Annotated in this window: 16 protein-coding genes; 8 read left to right on the forward strand and 8 right to left on the reverse strand. The window is 72.8% G+C overall.

The features are described 5' to 3' along the window. Nucleotide 1: 1 nt before the first annotated feature. Nucleotides 2–1,045, reverse strand: coding sequence for a glucose 1-dehydrogenase (locus Cs7R123_RS29695; protein WP_212831302.1), 1,044 nt, complete (start codon nucleotides 1,043–1,045; stop codon nucleotides 2–4). Nucleotides 1,046–1,150: 105 nt separating this feature from the next. On the opposite strand from Cs7R123_RS29695, the gene Cs7R123_RS29700 reads away from it, so the two are divergent. Both Cs7R123_RS29700 and Cs7R123_RS29705 read left to right on the forward strand, forming a co-directional pair. Then, complete coding sequence (locus Cs7R123_RS29700) at nucleotides 1,151–3,241, forward strand: prolyl oligopeptidase family protein (RefSeq protein ID WP_212831304.1); 2,091 nt, start codon at nucleotides 1,151–1,153, stop codon at nucleotides 3,239–3,241. A 58-nt stretch (nucleotides 3,242–3,299) separates the two neighbouring features. Continuing rightward, a complete protein-coding gene (locus tag Cs7R123_RS29705; protein ID WP_212831306.1) occupies nucleotides 3,300–4,412 on the forward strand; it encodes a serine/threonine protein phosphatase in 1,113 nt (370 codons plus the stop codon). Between the two features lie 10 nt (nucleotides 4,413–4,422). On the opposite strand, the gene Cs7R123_RS29710 is transcribed toward Cs7R123_RS29705, so the two are convergent. Both Cs7R123_RS29710 and sigJ read right to left on the reverse strand, forming a co-directional pair. Further along, nucleotides 4,423–5,292 (reverse strand): hypothetical protein, encoded by an 870-nt coding sequence (locus Cs7R123_RS29710; RefSeq protein WP_212831308.1) that lies wholly within the window; start codon nucleotides 5,290–5,292, stop codon nucleotides 4,423–4,425. Continuing rightward, on the reverse strand, nucleotides 5,289–6,191 hold the full coding sequence (gene sigJ, locus Cs7R123_RS29715; RefSeq protein WP_212831310.1) for an RNA polymerase sigma factor SigJ: 903 nt from the start codon (nucleotides 6,189–6,191) through the stop codon (nucleotides 5,289–5,291). Before sigJ ends, Cs7R123_RS29710 begins: the two co-directional genes overlap by 4 nt. Before the next feature lie 137 nt (nucleotides 6,192–6,328). Between sigJ and Cs7R123_RS29720 the strand changes: the two genes are divergently transcribed. The 3 genes from Cs7R123_RS29720 to Cs7R123_RS29730 all read left to right on the forward strand — a co-directional run bounded on the left by Cs7R123_RS29720 (nucleotide 6,329) and on the right by Cs7R123_RS29730 (nucleotide 8,103). After that, entirely contained in the window at nucleotides 6,329–6,727 is a 399-nt protein-coding gene (locus Cs7R123_RS29720; protein WP_212831311.1) for a DUF6220 domain-containing protein, read from the forward strand. Nucleotides 6,728–6,769: 42 nt separating this feature from the next. Then, nucleotides 6,770–7,513: a Sir2 family NAD-dependent protein deacetylase gene (locus Cs7R123_RS29725; protein ID WP_244872222.1), complete on the forward strand. Its 744-nt coding sequence runs from the start codon at nucleotides 6,770–6,772 to the stop codon at nucleotides 7,511–7,513. A 71-nt stretch (nucleotides 7,514–7,584) separates the two neighbouring features. Beyond that, nucleotides 7,585–8,103, forward strand: a complete 519-nt coding sequence (locus Cs7R123_RS29730) for a 2'-5' RNA ligase family protein (protein WP_212831313.1) — start codon at nucleotides 7,585–7,587, stop codon at nucleotides 8,101–8,103. Nucleotides 8,104–8,234: 131 nt separating this feature from the next. Here Cs7R123_RS29730 and Cs7R123_RS29735 read toward each other — a convergent pair whose 3' ends face one another. Beyond that, nucleotides 8,235–8,633, reverse strand: coding sequence for a hypothetical protein (locus Cs7R123_RS29735; protein WP_212831315.1), 399 nt, complete (start codon nucleotides 8,631–8,633; stop codon nucleotides 8,235–8,237). A 124-nt stretch (nucleotides 8,634–8,757) separates the two neighbouring features. Here Cs7R123_RS29735 and Cs7R123_RS29740 point away from each other — a divergent pair, with 124 nt between their 5' ends. Next, nucleotides 8,758–9,159 (forward strand): YidB family protein, encoded by a 402-nt coding sequence (locus Cs7R123_RS29740; protein ID WP_212831317.1) that lies wholly within the window; start codon nucleotides 8,758–8,760, stop codon nucleotides 9,157–9,159. 29 nt (nucleotides 9,160–9,188) lie between these two features. Here Cs7R123_RS29740 and Cs7R123_RS29745 read toward each other — a convergent pair whose 3' ends face one another. Continuing rightward, the gene (locus Cs7R123_RS29745; RefSeq protein WP_212831319.1) at nucleotides 9,189–9,962 is read right to left on the reverse strand and encodes a DUF2127 domain-containing protein; all 774 of its coding nucleotides are present in this window, start codon (nucleotides 9,960–9,962) and stop codon (nucleotides 9,189–9,191) included. A gap of 295 nt (nucleotides 9,963–10,257) precedes the next feature. Here Cs7R123_RS29745 and Cs7R123_RS29750 point away from each other — a divergent pair, with 295 nt between their 5' ends. Then, a complete protein-coding gene (locus Cs7R123_RS29750; protein WP_244872223.1) occupies nucleotides 10,258–11,181 on the forward strand; it encodes a hypothetical protein in 924 nt (307 codons plus the stop codon). 5 nt (nucleotides 11,182–11,186) lie between these two features. On the opposite strand, the gene Cs7R123_RS29755 is transcribed toward Cs7R123_RS29750, so the two are convergent. From Cs7R123_RS29755 to lysX, 3 genes are all read right to left on the reverse strand, one after another. Next, a complete protein-coding gene (locus tag Cs7R123_RS29755) occupies nucleotides 11,187–12,113 on the reverse strand; it encodes a polysaccharide deacetylase family protein (RefSeq protein ID WP_212831320.1) in 927 nt (308 codons plus the stop codon). A 173-nt stretch (nucleotides 12,114–12,286) separates the two neighbouring features. Next, a complete protein-coding gene (locus Cs7R123_RS29760) occupies nucleotides 12,287–13,111 on the reverse strand; it encodes a glycosyltransferase family 8 protein (RefSeq protein WP_212831322.1) in 825 nt (274 codons plus the stop codon). Nucleotides 13,112–13,316: 205 nt separating this feature from the next. Beyond that, nucleotides 13,317–16,595 (reverse strand): bifunctional lysylphosphatidylglycerol synthetase/lysine--tRNA ligase LysX, encoded by a 3,279-nt coding sequence (gene lysX / locus Cs7R123_RS29765; protein ID WP_212831323.1) that lies wholly within the window; start codon nucleotides 16,593–16,595, stop codon nucleotides 13,317–13,319. Between the two features lie 132 nt (nucleotides 16,596–16,727). On the opposite strand from lysX, the gene Cs7R123_RS29770 reads away from it, so the two are divergent. Continuing rightward, a complete protein-coding gene (locus Cs7R123_RS29770) occupies nucleotides 16,728–17,537 on the forward strand; it encodes a hypothetical protein (RefSeq protein ID WP_212831325.1) in 810 nt (269 codons plus the stop codon). The last annotated feature ends 61 nt before the right edge of the window (nucleotides 17,538–17,598 follow it).

Raw genomic sequence — 17,598 nt, forward strand, 5'->3', positions numbered from 1 at the left:
ATCAGGTGAGGTGGAGGACGACCTTGATGTCGGTGGGCCGGTGCTGGAGGGCGTCGGGCCAGGAGTCCAGGGGGACGCGGCGGGTGATCAGGGAGGACAGCCAGTCGTGGTCGGCGGCGAGCAGGTCGGCCGCGGCAGCCTGCCAGTGGCGCATGTTGGCGTTGACCGAGCCGAACGCGACGTTGTTCTCCAGCACCACCTCGCGGTTCAGCCCGCCCAGGTCCAGCGCCAGCGCGCGGCCGCCGGTGGAGACCCCGGTCAGGCAGACGATGCCGTTCGGCCCGACCTGGCGCAGCGTGTCGGCGATGACGGTGGGCGCACCTGTGCACTCCAGCGCCAGGTCCGGCTCCAGCGGCAGGTCGCGTACGGCGCCGGTGTGGTAGGTCGCGCCCAGCCGCCGCACCAGCTCGGGCTTGGGGCCGCTGTCGGCCCGGTCGAGCACGTGCACCTCCAGCCCGCGCTGCCGCCCCAGCAGGGCGGCGAGCAGGCCGATCGGCCCCGCGCCGGTGACCAGGACGGTACGCGGCCCGAACTGCGCCCGCGCACCGATCAGTTCGAGGTGCTCCCACGCCTTGGCCACCACGCTGGCCGGTTCCAGCAGCACCCCGACCTCGGCCAGCGCCGGATCGAGGCCGACGGCGAAGTCCGGTTCGGTCCGCCAGCGCTCGCGGGCGAAGCCGTGCCGCTGCTTGATCCCGCACTCGGTGTACTGCCCGTTGCGGCACATGTCCCACTCGCCGATCGCGCAGTTCGGGCAGGGCACCGGGTCGGGGCGCCGGACGATGCCCGCGACCAGGTCACCGGGCTGCCAGCGGCCGGAGTCGTCGGAGACGACCCGGCCCAGCGACTCGTGACCGAGCACCAGGCGCCCGTCGGGGCCGGGGGCGGTGCCGTACTCGCCGGCGAGGATGTCGCGGTCGGTGCCGCAGATGCCGACCGCCAGGCCCTGTACCAGCACCTGGCCCTCGGCTGGATCGGGTTCGGGCAGGTCGTCGACGAGCTGGGCCGAGTCCGGCCGTCCCGCCTCGACGATGAGTCCGCGCATGGAACCGAATGTAAGGGCCCGGCCCCGGCTTCGCGCGGCGAACGGTTTCCGCACGCACGAAAAGATCACGCGAGAACGTGGCGGGTGTCGGGCATCCTTGACGACATGTCCACCCCCACGACGCCCCCCGTCAACCCGTCGCCCGCACCGCGCCTCGACCTGGTCGAACAGCTGCACGGCCGACTGGTCGCCGATCCTTACCGGTGGCTGGAGGATCCGGCGGACCCCCGTGCCCAGGCCTGGTCGGCCGGGCAGGACGAGCTCCTCGCCGCGCACCGCGTCCACTGGCCCGACCGGGCCGCGCTGCACGAGCGGCTGTCGCGGCTGCTGTCGGTCGGCGCCGTGAGCGCCCCGCGCTGGTACGGCGAGCGCGGCTTCTTCCTGCGCCGCACCGCCGAGCAGGACCACGCCGTGCTGCTGGTGATCGAGCCGGACGGCACCGAGCGCCCGCTGATCGACCCCGGCGCGCTGGACCCGTCCGGCGCCACCACCCTGGACTGGTTCTACCCGTCCTGGGAGGGCACGCTGCTGGCGTACGCGCTGAGCGTCGGCGGCACCGAGGAGCCGCAGCTGCGCGTGCTCGACGTCGCCACCGGCGAGGTCGTCGACGGCCCGATCGGCCGGATGCGGCACACCCACATCGCCTGGCTGCCCGGCGGGGCCGCCTTCTACTACTCGCGCTTCCTGGCCCCGGGCTCGGTGCCCGGCGACGACCCGAAGCTGCACCGCCGGGTCTACCTGCACCGGCTGGGCACCGACCCGGACACCGACCCGCTGATCCTGGGTGACGGGTCGCCGCGCGGACGCTACTTCTGGCCCAGCGTCTCGCGCGACGGGCGGTGGCTGACGGTGCAGGAGAACCAGGGCACCGATCCGCGCAACGACGTGTGGATCGCCGACCTGTCCGCGTCCGCCGCCGACGCTCCGGCGCTGCGGCCGCTACAGGTCGGCGTCGACGCGCTGACCTACCCGTACTTCCACGGCGACCGGGTCTACCTGCGCACCAACCGCGACGCGCCGCGCTGGCGGCTGTGCACCACCGATCCGGCGCACCTGGACTACGCGCACTGGACCGACCTGGTCGGCCAGGACCCGGACGCGGTGCTCAACGGGTACGAGATCCTCGACGGCGACGCGCTGGAGCAGCCGGTGCTGCTGGTCAACACCACCCGGCACGCCATCGACGAGCTGACCGTGCACGACCTGGAGTCCGGCGTCGAGCTGTCCAAGGTGGCGCTGCCCGGCCTGGGCAGCATCGGCCCGCTCAGCGTCCGGGCCGACCGGGCCGACCAGGTGTGGTTCAGCTACGGCGACTACACCAGCCCGGGTACGGTCTACCGCTTCGACGCCCGGGACGCGTCGGTGTCGCGGTGGGCCGGGCCGCCCGGCGCGCCGTCCGCGCCGGCGCTGACCACGACGCAGGTCACGTACACCTCGCCCGACGGCACCGACGTGCGCATGTTCGTGGTCTCGGCGCCGGGGCGCCCGGCCGGGCCGCGCCCGACCGTCCTGTACGGCTACGGCGGCTTCAACGTCTCGCTGGCCCCGTGGTACTCCCCCAGCGCCATCGCCTGGATCGAGGCGGGCGGCGTGTGGGCGGTGGCGAACCTGCGCGGCGGCGGCGAGGAGGGCGAGGCCTGGCACCGGGCGGGCATGCTCGCCCACAAGCAGAACGTCTTCGACGACTTCCACGCCGCCGCGGACTGGCTCGTCGACAACGGCGTCACCACGCCGGAGCAGCTGGCGATCTTCGGTGGCTCCAACGGCGGCCTGCTGGTCGGCGCGGCCCTGACGCAGCGGCCGGACCGGTACGCGGCGGTGGTCTGCTCGGCGCCGCTGCTGGACATGGTCCGCTACGAGCTGTTCGGCCTCGGCTCCACCTGGGCCGGGGAGTACGGCAGCGCCTCGGTGGCCGAGGAGCTGGACTGGCTGCTGGCGTACTCGCCGTACCACAACGTGCACGAGGGCACGGCGTACCCGGCGGTGCTGTTCACGGTGTTCGGCAGCGACACCCGGGTCGACCCGCTGCACGCCCGCAAGCTGGCCGCCGCGCTCCAGCACGCGAGCACGGGCGCGCCGGTGCTGCTGCGGCGCGAGGGCGACGTCGGGCACGGCGCGGCGTCGATCTCGCGGACCATCGACCTGTACGCCGACCAACTCGCCTTCCTGGCCGCACATACCCGCGCGGACGGCTGACCCGGATCCGGCCGGTCGCGGGGCAGCCCGGGACCGGCCCGGCCCCTACGCTGAGCCGGTGATCGATCGCCTCGACCGCTCCCTGCCCGCCCGGCTGGCCCGTCACGGCACCGTGTCGGCGGCACTGGCCCTGCTCAGCGACGCCCGGCTGACCCGGCTGCTGGACTCGGCACCGCCGCTCGGCGCCGGCATCGGCGGTGTCCACACGGTGCTGGACCTCGACGGCGTGACCGTGTTCGTCAAGCGCATCCCGGTGACCGAGGTCGAGCTGCGGCACCCGCGCAGCACCGCCAACCTGTTCGACCTGCCGCCGTTCTGCCAGTACGGCGTGGGCGGGCCGGGCTTCGGGGTGTGGCGGGAGATCGCCGCGCACGAGCTGGCCAACGGCTGGGTCGTCGGCGGGCGGACCGAGGGCTTCCCGCTGCTGCACCACTGGCGGGTGCTGGACGGCACGCCCCCGCAGACGACCCCGCAGGAGCACGCCGATCCGGACCGGACGGTCGCCTACTTCCACGGCTCGGCGGCGGTGCGGCGGCGGCTGGACGCGGTGGCGGCCGCGACCGCGAGCGCCGTGCTGGTGGTCGAGCACCTGCCGTCGAACCTGTCCGACTGGCTGTCGGCACAGACCGCCGCCGGGGACGAGGCGGCCGGCGCGGCGTACGCGATGGTGGAACGCGAGCTGCTCGCGCAGGTGCCGTTGCTGAACGGCGAGCTGGTCCACTTCGACCACCACTTCCGCAACATGCTCACCGACGGGCACCGGCTCTACTTCGGCGACCTCGGGCTGGCCACCTCGCCCCGGTTCGAGCTGGCGGCGGCCGAGCGGGAGTTCCTGGCCGACCACCGCGACCACGACCGCGCGTACGCGCTGATGGAGCTGGTCAACAGCGTCGTGACGGCGTTCGGCGGGCTGGCCTGCTGGCCCGACCGGTTCCGCCTGATCCGCCGCTGCGCCCACGGCCTGCCCTGCCCGGAGCTGCCCGGCTGGGCCGAGGACCTGGTGCAGCGGCACGCCCCGGCCGCGGCCGTCATGAACGACTTCTACTGGCCGCTGCACGGCGAGAGCCGCACCATCCCGTTCCCGGCCGCCGCCCTCGCCCAGGCCCTGGACCGGCACGCCACGGCCGAACCGAACATTTCATACGAAAACCATGTTGTACGCCTGCCGTAACGCTGGCGGCTCAGGCCGCAGGCGCGCCGTAGCCGTAGTGCATGCGGAACTTCATCGGCTCGGTGCCCACCGCCGTGACATGGCTGATCAGTGTCGCGCGCAGCGCCTCCGGCAGCGCGGGTGGATCCGCCTGCGTCCACTCGAACGACGTGAACAGCTCCGCCGCGCCGTCGAGCTGGGCCACACTCAGCGGCGCCGCCGCCAGCGCCGTGAAGACGGCCTCGGACGGCTCCTGGAGCAGGATCCGCTGCGGGATCAGCTCGTGCCAGGGGGTGCCACCCGCGTACCGCACCGTGAATCCGGCCCAGCCGAGCAGGACACGGATCCGTTCCCGCACCTCGGGATACCGCCGCATGACCGCGCCGGCGAGCCTCGTCTCGGCACCCCGCTTCCCCAGCGAGGCGCTCTCGGCGGCGGATGTCAGATCAGCCGGTGCGGCATCCACCCAGGACCTGCGCCGAGCCTCCTCGCGTGCCCGGACCGCGGCCAGGTGCTGCTGCACCCGTAGCGACCCGGCGAGGCCGCGGCGGGCCAGCCACTCGGAGAGCACCGGCCCGTCACGCAGGTCCGCGTCGCAGTTGCCGGGCCCGCGCAGTCCGGTCTGGTGGTGCAGGGTCCAGCAGGCCAGCTGCGTGCCCTCGCCGTCCAGCAGGAGGATGGTGGGCCAGCCCAGGCAGCGGCAGTGGTCGCCGGTGCCGCCGTCGACGATGGCCAGCACCCCGGCCAGGTCGGCGATCTCGCCGCCGCGCAGCACGATCCGGGCGGCGTCCGCGCGGTCCAGCTGGTTCGGAGCCGCCTCGACGATCACGACCTGCGCGGCCCGGCTCAGTTCCCGGCTCAGCAGCGCGTTGGTGGGCGCCTCGCCGTCGGCATCGATCACGGCGAGAGCTTAACCGCCCACGGACGGAGCTTCTCCGGGTTCCGTACGCCCCAGATGTTCCTGACCCTGCCGTCGGCGATGTCGAACGCCATCACCACCACGATCGCGCCGTCCCGCTGGGCCACCAGGCCGGGCCGTCCGTTGACCGACCGCTCCAGGATCGTCAGCCCGGGTGCCATGGCCGCGATCGCGACGGCGTACCGGGCGATCTGCTCGGCGCCCACGACCGGGCCGGACACGGCGCCGACCACGCCGCCGCCGTCCGCGACCGCTGTGGCGCGCGGATCGAGCAGCCCGATGAGAGCGGCGACATCCCCGGCCTCCCAGGCCCGCCTGAAGTCCCGGACGACGTCAGCCTGCCGCGCCACCGGCGTGGTGGCGGCGGGCAGGGCGCGGACGCGGCGGCGGGCGGAGGTGGCGAGCTGGCGGCAGGCGGCCGGGGTACGGCCCAGGATCTCGGCGACCTCGGGGAAGGCGTACCCGAAGACCTCGTGCAGCACGAACGCGACCCGCTCGGCCGGGGTCAGCGATTCGAGCACGACCAGGAACGCCATGGTGACCGACTCGTCGAGGGTGATCCGGTCCGCGGGATCGGCCTGGCGTCCCGCACCCCACTCGGCGGGTTCGGCGATCGGCTCGGGCAGCCACTGGCCCACGTAGCGCTCGCGGCGCACCCGGGCCGAACCGAGCAGGTCGAGGCAGACGCGGCTGGCGACCGTGGTCAGCCAGGCGGCGGGCGTGCGGATCGCGTCCCGCTCCTGCGGCGGCAGGGCGTACCAGCGGGCGTAGGTCTCCTGCACCGCGTCCTCCGCCTCGGACAGGCTGCCGAGCATGCGGTAGGCCAGGTTCACCAGCCGGTGCCGCTCGGACGTCACCGGGCGCGGGTCGGCAGTGGTCATCCGCCGATGATCTCCCCGCCCGCCGGGGGCGCCCAGCGGCCCCGGCCGGGTGTGAGGCCGGGCACGTCGCCTCACACCCGGCCGGGCCGCGTCGTCACACCGTACGAACAAGACATCAGAAATCTTGGAGGCATCCCATGCGCAAAGTGTTCGCCGCACTCGCGACCCTGTTCCTGCTGGTCGTCGTGGCCCAGTTCTTCTTCGCCGCCACCGGCGCGTTCAGCACCGACCCGGATCGCGGCGCGTTCCGCCCCCACCACGCCCTCGGATATGTGCTCTTCCTGCTGCCGCTGGTGATGGCACTTGTCGCCGCGCTGGCCCGCCTGACCCGGCGGCTGATGTGGCTGAGCCTGCTGGCCGTCGGGCTGACCACGGTCGAAGTGGTGATCGCCAAGGTCGCCATGGCGCTCGGCGGCGCCCCCGGCGGGCTCGTCTTCGGACTGCACGGAGTGTGCGGGCTGGTACTGCTCGCCGCCGCCTGGCAGCTCTTCCGCCAGGCCGGCCTCCCAGCCGCCCGCATCGGTGCCGGTGCGTAGCGGCGCCCCTATTCCGCTTGCCCGGCCTGTGACCATGGAGCGATGAGCGAGCGCAAGCCGATGGTCGCCGTCTTCACCGGAGCGGGGATCTCGACCGACTCCGGCATCCCCGACTTCCGGGGCCCGCAGGGCGTCTGGACCCGCGACCCCGACGCGGAGAAGCTGTTCACCTACCAGCACTACATGGCCGACGGCGCGATCCGCCGCAAGTCGTGGCTGGCCCGGCGGGACAACGCCGCCTGGCAGGCCGAGCCCAACGCGGCCCACCTGGCGCTGGTGGAGCTGGAGCGGGCCGGGTTCCCGGTGCGGATCATCACGCAGAACATCGACGGGCTGCACCAGAAGGCGGGCTTCAGCCCGCGCAAGGTGATCGAGCTGCACGGCACCATGTTCACGGTGCGCTGCACCCGCTGCGGCGAGCAGGGCACGATGCGCGACGCGCTGGACCGGGTCGAGGCGGGCGACCCCGACCCGGGCTGCCTGAGCTGCGGCGGCATCCTCAAGGCGGGCACCGTGATGTTCGGGGAGAACCTGGATGGGCAGAAGCTCGCCGACGCGGCCGCGATCTCCAAGGCGTGCCAGGTGTTCTGGGCGGTCGGCACGTCGCTGACGGTGCAGCCGGCCGCGTCGATGTGCGCGCTGGCGCTGGCCGAGGGGGCGCAGACGACGATCGTGAACGCGCAGCCGACGCCGTACGACGGGGTCGCCGACGAGGTGGTGCGCGAGCCCATCGGGACGGCGGTGCCGCGCATGGTGCGCGAGCTGCTGGCGGCACACCCGGACTGAGCAGGGCCGCCCGCCGGGGTACGCCGCGGCGGGCGGCTAATTCGCTTGGCGATACCGGATATCTTGCGATCATGACCGCCGCGCTGGAGCTGTATTTCGACCAGGCCACCACGTTCCGCCTGCGCCGGCTGTGGGACGCGCTGGAGGCCGAGGGCATCCCGAGCCTGCGCGATCTGACCCACCGCAAGCACCGGCCGCACCTGTCGATCACCAGCGCGGAGGTGCTGGACGGCCCGGCGGTGCAGGAGGCGCTGGGCGACCTGCCCGCGGCACCGCCGCTGAAGCTGACCTTCGACCACATCGGGCAGTTCCTGGGCCGGGTGCTGTGGCTGGGCCCGGTGCCGACGCGCGAGCTGCTGGACCACCAGGCGGCCGTGCACGCCCGGCTGGCCGCGGCGGGGATCGAGACGGGCTCGTTCTACCAGCCCGGATCGTGGGTGCCGCACTGCACCCTGTCGATGCGGGTCCCCCTGGTGCGCATGACCGACGCGATCCGCCTGTGCCTGGACGTGCTCCCGGTCGAGGCGACCTTCACCGGCGCGGCCGTGGCCGACCACGCCCGCGACCAGTACCACCGCCTCCCGTCCTGACCCGCGCCCGCCCCGGGCCACGCGCCGCGCCGAGCCGCCACCAAGATCACGCATGTTGCCGGGCAATCGGGCGTACAGCACCCCGCGATACGCCCGGTTGCCCGGCAACTTCGCTGGTCGAGGGGCGCCGGTCAGGCGCCGATGGCGGCTTTGACCTTGGCGATGGCGGCGGTCTCGGTGTCCTTGACCCCGCCGGAGGCGCCGGCGACCTGGTCGCAGGCGGCGCTGATGACGTTGCGGAACTCGGTCAGCTCGGTCGGGTTCTTGGCCTGCAGGATCGAGGCGGACTGCTGGAGCGCGGTCAGCACCCCCGACTCCATCTCGGTGGGCGAGCCCTTGGGCAGCGACGGCAGGCCGCCGGTCTTGAGCACGTCACGCAGCTCGGTGGAGGTGCTGGCCAGGGCCTTGGCCCCGGCGATGCTCTCCTTGAAGCTGGCGAAGAAGCCGGGGTCCGCGCTGGAGACCAGGTACATGGCGCCGAAGGCCGCGGTACGCAGGGTCTGGCGCTCTTCGTCGGTGTAATCCGTCATACGGAACATTCTGGACGAAGCGGGTTATGCCATTGGCCGTTTCGCCACTTTTGCCGCGTACCAGCGGGCGACCCCCTAAGGTCGGGGAAGAGCGACAGCTCACCGAAACGGGGGTAACGGGGAAATGGCAGTCGACCTCAACCAGATCATGAAGCTGATGAGCGACCCGACGGTCCAGAAGCTGGTCCAGGGTCTGCTAGGTCAGCTGACCGGCGGCAAGGGCGGCTCGCCGAACCTCGCCGGCCTGATGGACCAGCTCAACAAGACGGGCCTCGGCACGCAGGCGCAGTCCTGGATGAGCACCGGCCAGAACGAGCCGGTCACGGGCGCCCAGCTCCAGCAGGCGCTCGGCGGCGGCATGCTCGACCAGATCGCGTCCGACGCGGGCACCACGCCGCGCGAGGCCGCCGACTCCCTCGCCAAGGTGCTGCCCACGCTGGTCGACCAGGCCACGCCGAACGGCCAGATGCCGGACCCGCAGCAGATGCAGCAGATGATGAGCAAGTTCATGGGCGGCGGCGCGTAGCCGCCGACCCTGCCGGGCCCGCCTGTGGATCAGGCGGGCTCGGCGCGTTTCGGAGACATGGCCGCCGCGCGGGCGACCTGGAGCACGTTCTCGTGGTGCAGCTCGGCCGCGGCCGCGGCGTGGCCGCCCCGTACGCCGAACAGGCGCTTGCGGTAGACGAGGAAGACCACGGCCCCGATGTTGATCAGCAGGGCGGTGACGCGGACCCAGGTGATCTTCTCGACCAGCTCGTACACCTCCAGCGGGATGAACAGCGAGGTCGCCACCGCGGCCAGGTACTCGCCCCAGCGCTTGAGCAGCCACAGGCCGACGCCCTCGACCACCTGGAGCCCGCCGTAGACGAACAGGCCCGCCGCGATCAGGATGAGCGTCTTCGGCTCGGTCGCCAGCGCCTGCTCCACCAGGTGCAGCAGCGGCGAGTCGCGCAGGTTCCAGTGCAGCCGGTCGGCCAGCGGCTGGAGCAGCGGCAGCGTGGTGTCGAACTGCGTACGCACCTCGCCCTGGTGGCTGCGGAAGCGCAGCACCGCCCAACCGGCCAGCACCAGCAGCAGGCCGCGCAGGAACCGCTCGACCGCGAGCAGCCGCAGGATCACCGCGTCGCGCAGCAGTTGCCCGCGCATCGGCACCGGGGCGTCGTCCGCCGGGCCCTGGGCGCGCGGCTCGCCGGGCACGAAGTCGCCGCAGCGCAGGCAGCGCCAGGCCGGGCCCGCCGAGGTCGCCACGTGCAGGTGCTCGCGCAGCTCCGGTTCGTCCGGGGCGTACGTGAGGTGGTGCCGGGCGCAGGCCAGCAGATTCCAGTCCACCGCCGCCCTCCCTCCAAGGTCGCCCACACGCTACCGGGCGCGTGCCACCGGAACCGGACGCCGGGTCGGGATCGCCGCGGCAGGTCCGTTTCCGCAGCGTATGCCGATCAATCCGGCCGTACCGGAGAGCGTTTCCGCGCCCCGTAGCCGCCGCGGGCATCCTCCGAAAGTACTAGTAGAGGCTCGGCTGAAAGAACCGAAGAGGCCCCTTACCAGCGACTTCGCCCCGCGTGACAGTGAACCCCGTCACTATTCCCAGGTGGGCACCAGCTCAATGCCTTTCTAGGATCGCCGAATGCGTGGCAATGAAGCACACGAGCAGTGCGGGACCGACCACTCCCCCGTGGTCGCCCGCCAGAACCCCCGTACCGAATCCGTCAAGGCCCTGATGGCCCGCCTCCGGGCGGTCGACCCCCGGCGCGCGCTCGCCCTGACCGGCCTGGCCGGCGTGCTGGGCGCGGCCGCGCTCGGCGGCGTCGCCGCCGGGGCCGGCAACCCGGAGCCCGACCCCGCCGCGACGACCGCCGTGGCGCTGCGCGCCGAGGTCGGCCGCGGCACCGCCGAGAAGTCGGCGACGCGCTCGTTCGACCGGATCGAGCGCATGGCGGCCGACATCGCGCGCCTGGCACCCAAGGGCGCCGTCGCCCCGCAGGCCAAGCCGAAGGCCGTCACCGAGCCGAAGACGGTCACCAAGCCCAAGGCGGTCACCAAGCCGAAGGCCGCGGCCGAGCCGAAGGCGGCCGCCAAGCCCAGGGCCGCGGCCAAGCCGAAGCAGGCCGTGCTGATGCCGGTGGCCGGGCTGGACCTGACCCAGATGCGCAACGCGCAGGCGATCGTGCAGGCCGCCAAGGACATGCAGCTGCCCGAGCGGGCGATGGTGCTGGCCGTGGCCTGCTCGATGCAGGAGAGCAACCTGTACAACCTGGCCAGCACGGTGCTGCCGGAGTCGTTCCAGTACACCGACCAGGGCCAGGGCTCCGATCACGACTCGGTCGGCCTGTTCCAGCAGCGGCCCAGCTCCGGCTGGGGCGCGGTGCGCGACCTGATGCAGCCGAAGTACGCCGCGACCCAGTTCTACAACGCACTGGTCAACGTGTACGGCTGGCAGAACATGGCGCTGACCGACGCCGTGCAGGCCGTGCAGGTCTCGGCGTTCCCGTACGCCTACGCCCAGCACGAGTGGCGCGCGCAGCAGGTCGTCGACGCCCTGAACCGGTAACACCCCTATCGCTGCCCCGGGTGCTCGGGCCGGTCCAGGCCGTACAGGCGGGGCGGGTCCACACCCGGGGGCAGCGCGGCCAGGTGGAACCTGGCCGACAGGGTCGGCAGGATGGTGCGCAGCGCCAGTGCCGTCCCGCCCCGGTCGCCGCCGCCGTCGTGCAGCAGCACGATCGAGCCGTCGCGGACGGCCCCGTCGACGAGCGCGGCTATCTCGGCCGCCCGCTTCAGCGGCAGCGCCCAGTCCCTCGGATCGACCTGCCAGTGCAGCGCGGTCATGCCCAGTTCGCGCGCCGCGGCCACGAGCCGGTCGTTCCACGCCCCGCCGGGCTGGCGGAAGTACGAGATCCGCGCGCCGGGCGCCGCCGCCCGGATCGCCCGGTTGGTGCGGCGCAGGTCGGCCACGATGTCGCCCCGGTCGCGTCCGCCGAGCTTCAGGTCGTGCGACCAGCTGTGATTGCACAGGGTATGGCCCTGCGCCACGATGTCGCGCACGAGCTGCGGATACTTCACCACGTTGACGCCGATCAGGCAGAAGGTCGCCTTGACCCGGTATTCGTGCAGCAGCGCGAGCACCAGCGGGGTGAAGGTCGGATCCGGGCCGTCGTCGAAGGTCAGCGCCACCTCGGGCGTGCCGGTGGTGTAGCGGCTGCCGGACGGCCCGAACCGCTCCACGGGCAGCGGTGGGCGCCCCGGCCCGGTGACCGGCTGGGCCCGGGGCGGCAGCGGCGGCAGGGCACGCGGGTGCCCGCCGATCGCGGCCGCGTCCCGGGCGTGCGCACCGGGGCTGGCCCGCAGCAGCCAGGCCTCGGTCGCCTCCCGCACCCCGCTGAGCCGTCCGAGCAGGAATCCCGCGCCGAGCACCGCGGCGACCAGGGCGAGCGCGACCAGCAGTCCGCGGGGTCCCTTCCGGGTCGACGCTGCGGCGCTCATGGCGGCCCTCCACCGACAACTGTCTGCACAACATAGCAAACAGTCCACATCGGGCGGCCCGTATCGCCGCAGTCCGCCCCAGCCCACAGCCCGCATCGCCGCAGCCCGCATCGCCGCAGCCTGCCGCAGCCCGCATCGCCGCAGCTCGCCGCAGCCCCGCAGCCCTCAGCCCGCTACGCGTATGCCGCCACGGCCTCGGCCAGGCGCCGGTAGCGGGCCAGCCGGTGTCCCGGCCGGAACCCCTCGCTCCACGGCTTGCGCCGCCCGGCGAAGTGCATGATCCGCACGTCGGTGTCGGGCCACGGCGCGTCCGGGCCGGGCTCCAGGTCGTAGCTGCGCATGTGGTTCCAGCGGTGCGGCAGGCGCAGCCAGTGCCCGGCGGCGGCCAGGTTGAGCGCGTCCTGGTCCGGGAAGCGCAGCGCGGGCGCGTTGGCCACCAGGTAGTCCAGGCAGCGGCGGGTGACGTCGGCGGCCCGCCACGCGGCCGGGTCGATCAGGAGCATGCCCGAGTTGAAGTACGGCGCCCCGCCGTCCACGTCGGCCCCCGCCCCCGGGATGCCGCCCTGGGCGTCCATGGTCGCGTTGTACGCGTCGCGCACCGCCGCGAGCACCGTGCCCCCGCCCAGCGGCACCGTCCACAGCGGGGCCAGGTCGCCGCAGACCGCGATGTCGGCGTCGAGGTAGAGCAGGCGGCGCGGGCCGTCGCCGATCAGGTCGGGCAGCAGCAGGCGCAGGTACATGCCGGGGCTGAGGTAGTCGAGCCAGTCCGGTTCGGCCAGCGGCAGGCCCCGGAACTCGTCGCCGCAGGTCAGCAGGTGCAGCCCGGCCCGGCCCGCGAGCTGGCGCTCCAGGTGGCCGCGCCTGGTCTTGACCACCTCATCGGTGGTGAGCAGCCAGAACACGATGCCGTCACGGCCGGGGTGGCACTCCAGCACGGACTCCATCGCGACCTGCGCGTGCTCGGCGTACGTCTCGTCCACGGCGAAGGCGATATCCATGCCCGTCGGTATAGCAAGAACCCGGCACATGAATGCTTCTTCATTTCAAAAGATGACCGAACTTGCAGCAAACTCCACCGCTTCGGCCGACAGCCCGCGCTGCCGCCCACCAAGATCGCGCAAGTTGCCGGGCAATCGGGCGTAATCGGGGCCCTCTTTCGCCCGATTGCCCGGCAACTTGGCTGATCTTGAGGGCGCGGGCGGGTCAGCGGGTGGCGCGGACGAGGGGGAAGGGGAGGGTCTCGCGGATGGACTTGCCGGTCAGCAGCATGACCAGGCGGTCCACGCCGATGCCCAGGCCGCCGGTGGGCGGCATGGCGAACTCCAGCGCCTGGAGGAAGTCCTCGTCCAGCTCCATCGCCTCCGGGTCGCCCCCGGCCGCCAGCAGCGACTGCTCGGTCAGCCGCCGCCGCTGCTCCACCGGGTCGGTCAGCTCCGAGTACGCCGTGCCCAGCTCGGTGCCGAAGGCGACCAGGTCCCAGCGCTCGGCCAGGCGCGGATCGCGGCGGTGCTGGCGGGTCAGCGGCGACACGTCGGTCGGGAAGTCCTTGTAGAACGTGGGCAGCACCGTCTTTCCCTCGACCAGGTGCTCGTACATCTCCAGGACGACCGCGCCGCGGCCCCACTTCGGGTCGTACGGGATCTTCGCCGCGTCGCACAGCTTGCGCAGGATCACCACGTCGGTGTCGGCGGTGACCTCCTCGCCCAGCGCCGCCGAGATCGCCTCGTCGACCGTGCGCACCGCCCAGTCGCCGGAGACGTCGTGCGCCTGCCCGTCGTGCATGATCACGCATTCGCCGTTGGCGGCGATCGCGGCCGACTGCACCACCTCGCGGGTCAGCGCCAGCATCGAGTCGTAGTCGGCGTACGCCTGGTACGCCTCCAGCATGGAGAACTCCGGGTTGTGCTTGTAGTCCACGCCCTCGTTGCGGAACGTGCGCCCCAGCTCGAACACCTTCTCGACGCCGCCGACCGCCAGCCGCTTGAGGTACAGCTCCGGCGCGATGCGCAGGTACAGGCGCAGGTCGTACGCGTTGATGTGGGTGGTGAACGGCCGGGCGTTGGCACCGCCGTGGACGCGCTGCAGGATCGGCGTCTCCACCTCGATGAAGCCGCGCTTCATGAACGAGTCGCGCAGGCTGTGCACGGCCGCGCTGCGGGCGCGCAGCAGCTCCCGGGCGCCGCTGTTGGTGATCAGGTCCAGGTAGCGCTGGCGCACCCGGGCCTCCGGGTCGGTCAGGCCGCTGTGCTTGTCCGGCAGCGGCCGCAGGCACTTGCCGGTGATCAGCCACGAGTCCACGTGCACCGACAGCTCGCCGCGCCGTGTGGTGACCACCTCGCCGGTCGCGCCGAGCTGGTCGCCGATGTCGACGGCCGCCGTCCAGCCCTCGATGTCCTTGTCGAGCATCAGCTGGAGGTCGCCGCTCCAGTCGCGGATCGTCGCGAACGCGATCCGGCCGTGGTCGCGCATCAGCATCAGCCGCCCGGCCACGCTGACGATGTCACCGGTGTGGGTCCCCGGCGGCAGGCCGGGATGCCGGGCCGCGACGTCGGCGCAGGTCGCGGTCGGCTGGAAGCCCACCGGGTACGGGTCGACGCCTTCGGCGCGCAGCCGTTCCAGCTTCGCCAGCCGTACCGCCATCTGCTCGCTGACCTCGTCGCCCGCCTCCTTCCCCGCGGCCGCCTCCTGCTCGGCCGCGGGCAGCGCGGCCAGCGGCGCCACCCCGGTCGCGTCCAGTGCCGCCGCCGGCGTGCCGGGCAGGCTCACGAACCCCTCGGCGATCATCGAGGCCAGGCCCACCTTCGCCAGCTCGCGCCGCTCGCCGAAGCACAGGTACCGCGGCACCCAGGTGGGGTTGTACTTGGCGTTGGAGCGGTACAGCGACTCCAGCTGCCACCAGCGGGAGAAGAACAGCAGCAGCCGCCGCCACAGCCGCAGGACCGGCCCGGCGCCGATGCGCGCGCCCTCCTCGAACACCGACCGGAACGCGGCGAAGTTCAGCGACACCCGGTCCACGCCCAGCCGGTTGCAGGCGCCCATCAGGGAGGCGACCATGAACTCCATCGCCCCGTTCTCGGCGTGCTTGTCCCGGCGCATCAGGTCCAGCGACAGGCCCCGGCGGCCCCACGGGCTGAACGACAGCAGCGACGCCACCCTGCCGTCGCCGTCCAGGGCCTCCACCAGCACGCAGCGGCCGTCGTTCGGGTCGCCCAGGCGGCCCAGCGCCATCGAGAAGCCGCGCTCGCTGTCGGTGTCGCGCCAGCTCGTGGCCAGCTGCGCCAGCTCGCGCATCTCGTCGGGCGGGATGTCGGCGTGCCGGCGCACCTGCGCGGTGTACCCGGAGCGCTCGACCCGGTTCACGGCCTGGCGCACGCCGCGCATCTCGCGGCCGTCCAGGGCGAACTGGTCGGCGTACAGGATCGCCTCGTCACCCAGCTCCATCACCTTCAGCCCGGCCCGGTGGTACGCGGTCGCGCCCTCCTCGCTGGCGCCCATCGCGGCCGCCGTCCAGCCGTAGCTGCGCGCCTGCGCCAGCCAGGAACCGATCGCCTTGTCCCACGCCTCGGGGTCGCCGATCGGATCCCCGCTGGCCAGGCTCACCCCGTTGACGGCGCGGTAGGTGACCGCGGCCTTGCCGCTGGGCGCGAAGATCGCCGCCTTGTCCCGGCGGGTGGCGAAGTAGCCCAGCGAGTCGCGCTCGCCGTAGCGGTCCAGCAGGCCCCGGACCCGGGTCTCGTCGTCCGCGCCGAGGACCGAGGCGATCTCCTGCGAGCGCAGCAGCGTGAACAGGCCCGCGAACACGGCGATCGCACCGAACAGGCCCAGGATCAGGTTGACCGCGCCGGAGGCCTCGCCGCTGCGGGTCACGTCGAAGGCGAACGCGCCGCCCAGCACCTTCTCCGCGGCGTACGTGAACTGCTCGGTGAACCCCTCCAGGGTGCCCGGGAACGCGACCACCAGGCTGTAGCCCAGCCCGATGCCGACCGCGGCGACGGCGGCGAAGACCAGCAGCGCCCGCCAGACCGCGCCCTTGCGCACCCGCGCGTAGAACTCGCGCTTGGCCAGCAGCAGCACCACCAGCGCGGCCACCGCGATGACCACGCTGACCCCCGTCGCGACCCGGCCCCAGCCGGTGAACAGCGGCCGCCCCGCGTCGTCGACCAGCTTCGCGTCCGGCAGGAACGCGACCAGGCCCAGCGCCAGCACGCTGGAGACGACGTCGAGGGCGAAGTACACCAGCAGGGTCCACCAGGCGACCCGCTTGCGCCGGGCCGTGGCACCGGCCAGCACCGCCATGAACGCCGCGTACGCCAGGTTCGCCGGCACCGGGATCAGCACGTCGTCGAGCAGCCGCCGAACGGGCTGGGTGCTGTGCCCGATCGCCCCGCCGAACGCCGCGATCGCGCTGATCGCCGCGACCACGCCCAGGATCACCGCGAAGACGTGCGGGACCTTCGACCGCCAACCGCCCTGTCCGTTCACCCGGCGCTCCGATCTGACGCTCAGGCGGCGTCAACACCGAACATATGGCACTCACTTGCACCTAACATGGCGATTACGAGTAAAGCTCGGGGCGGGGGTTACCGGGTGTCGGATTGGTTCCACCGAACAGTCGTGGAAACGGGGCGGCTACCCCTGTTCTGCTTCTTCTCCGGCTTCATCCTCGGCTTCGCGTTCATCCGCTTCTCGGTACGCATGATCCGGGCGCAGGTGAAGTGGTGGCCCGGCAACGTCACGCCGGGCGGCATGCACATCCACCACGTGGTCTTCGGCGTGATATTCATGCTGGTCGGCGGCGTCATCGGCCTGGCCATCCCGGACGACCTGACGGCCTGGCGCTCGCTGGCCGCCGCGCTGTTCGGCATCGGCTCGGCGCTGGTGCTGGACGAGTTCGCGCTGATCCTGCACCTGGACGACGTGTACTGGTCGGAGGCGGGCCGCACCTCGATCGACGCGGTCTTCGTCGCGGTCGCGCTGACCGGCCTGCTCGTGCTCGGGCTGCGCCCGGTCGGGATCGACGACCTGATCCAGGCCCGCAGCATCGGGCCGGGCGCCGTCGGCTGGACCATCGCGGGCGTCGGCGCCCTGTTCCACCTGTGCCTGTGCGCGATCACCGTGCTCAAGGGCAAGATCTGGACCGGCCTGCTCGGCATCTTCGTCCCCATCCTGCTGTACGTCGGCGCCATCCGGCTGGCCCGCCCGCACTCCCCCTGGGCCCGCTGGCGCTACCTCCAACCGACCCCGAAGGCGCAGTCGAAGCTGGCCCGGTCCCAGTGGCGCGAACGGCAGCTGCGCGGCCCCGTCGTCCGCACCAAGATCCGCTTCCAGGAACTCGTCGCCGGCCGCCCCGACCCCAGCCCCGACCCCGCCCCTGACCCCACCGACGACCGCACCCCGGACCACGACGCCCCACCCCGCCCCTGACCCGCGACGCAGCCACGGAACCCGCGCACCAGCCCCGCCCACCCCGGTTTTTTCATAAACG

Origin of the sequence: Catellatospora sp. TT07R-123 (assembly GCF_018327705.1) — a bacterium.
In the GTDB taxonomy this organism is placed as follows: Bacteria; Actinomycetota; Actinomycetes; order Mycobacteriales; family Micromonosporaceae; genus Catellatospora.

Coding starts and splice junctions, on each gene's coding strand:
- Cs7R123_RS29695 (WP_212831302.1), bottom strand. CDS start 1,045: ATGCGCGGACTCATCGTCGAGGCGGGACGGCCGGACTCGGCCCAGCTC.
- Cs7R123_RS29700 (WP_212831304.1), top strand. CDS start 1,151: ATGTCCACCCCCACGACGCCCCCCGTCAACCCGTCGCCCGCACCGCGC.
- sigJ (WP_212831310.1), bottom strand. CDS start 6,191: ATGACCACTGCCGACCCGCGCCCGGTGACGTCCGAGCGGCACCGGCTG.
- Cs7R123_RS29720 (WP_212831311.1), top strand. CDS start 6,329: ATGCGCAAAGTGTTCGCCGCACTCGCGACCCTGTTCCTGCTGGTCGTC.
- Cs7R123_RS29725 (WP_244872222.1), top strand. CDS start 6,770: ATGAGCGAGCGCAAGCCGATGGTCGCCGTCTTCACCGGAGCGGGGATC.
- Cs7R123_RS29730 (WP_212831313.1), top strand. CDS start 7,585: ATGACCGCCGCGCTGGAGCTGTATTTCGACCAGGCCACCACGTTCCGC.
- Cs7R123_RS29735 (WP_212831315.1), bottom strand. CDS start 8,633: ATGACGGATTACACCGACGAAGAGCGCCAGACCCTGCGTACCGCGGCC.
- Cs7R123_RS29740 (WP_212831317.1), top strand. CDS start 8,758: ATGGCAGTCGACCTCAACCAGATCATGAAGCTGATGAGCGACCCGACG.
- Cs7R123_RS29750 (WP_244872223.1), top strand. CDS start 10,258: ATGCGTGGCAATGAAGCACACGAGCAGTGCGGGACCGACCACTCCCCC.
- Cs7R123_RS29755 (WP_212831320.1), bottom strand. CDS start 12,113: ATGAGCGCCGCAGCGTCGACCCGGAAGGGACCCCGCGGACTGCTGGTC.
- Cs7R123_RS29760 (WP_212831322.1), bottom strand. CDS start 13,111: ATGGATATCGCCTTCGCCGTGGACGAGACGTACGCCGAGCACGCGCAG.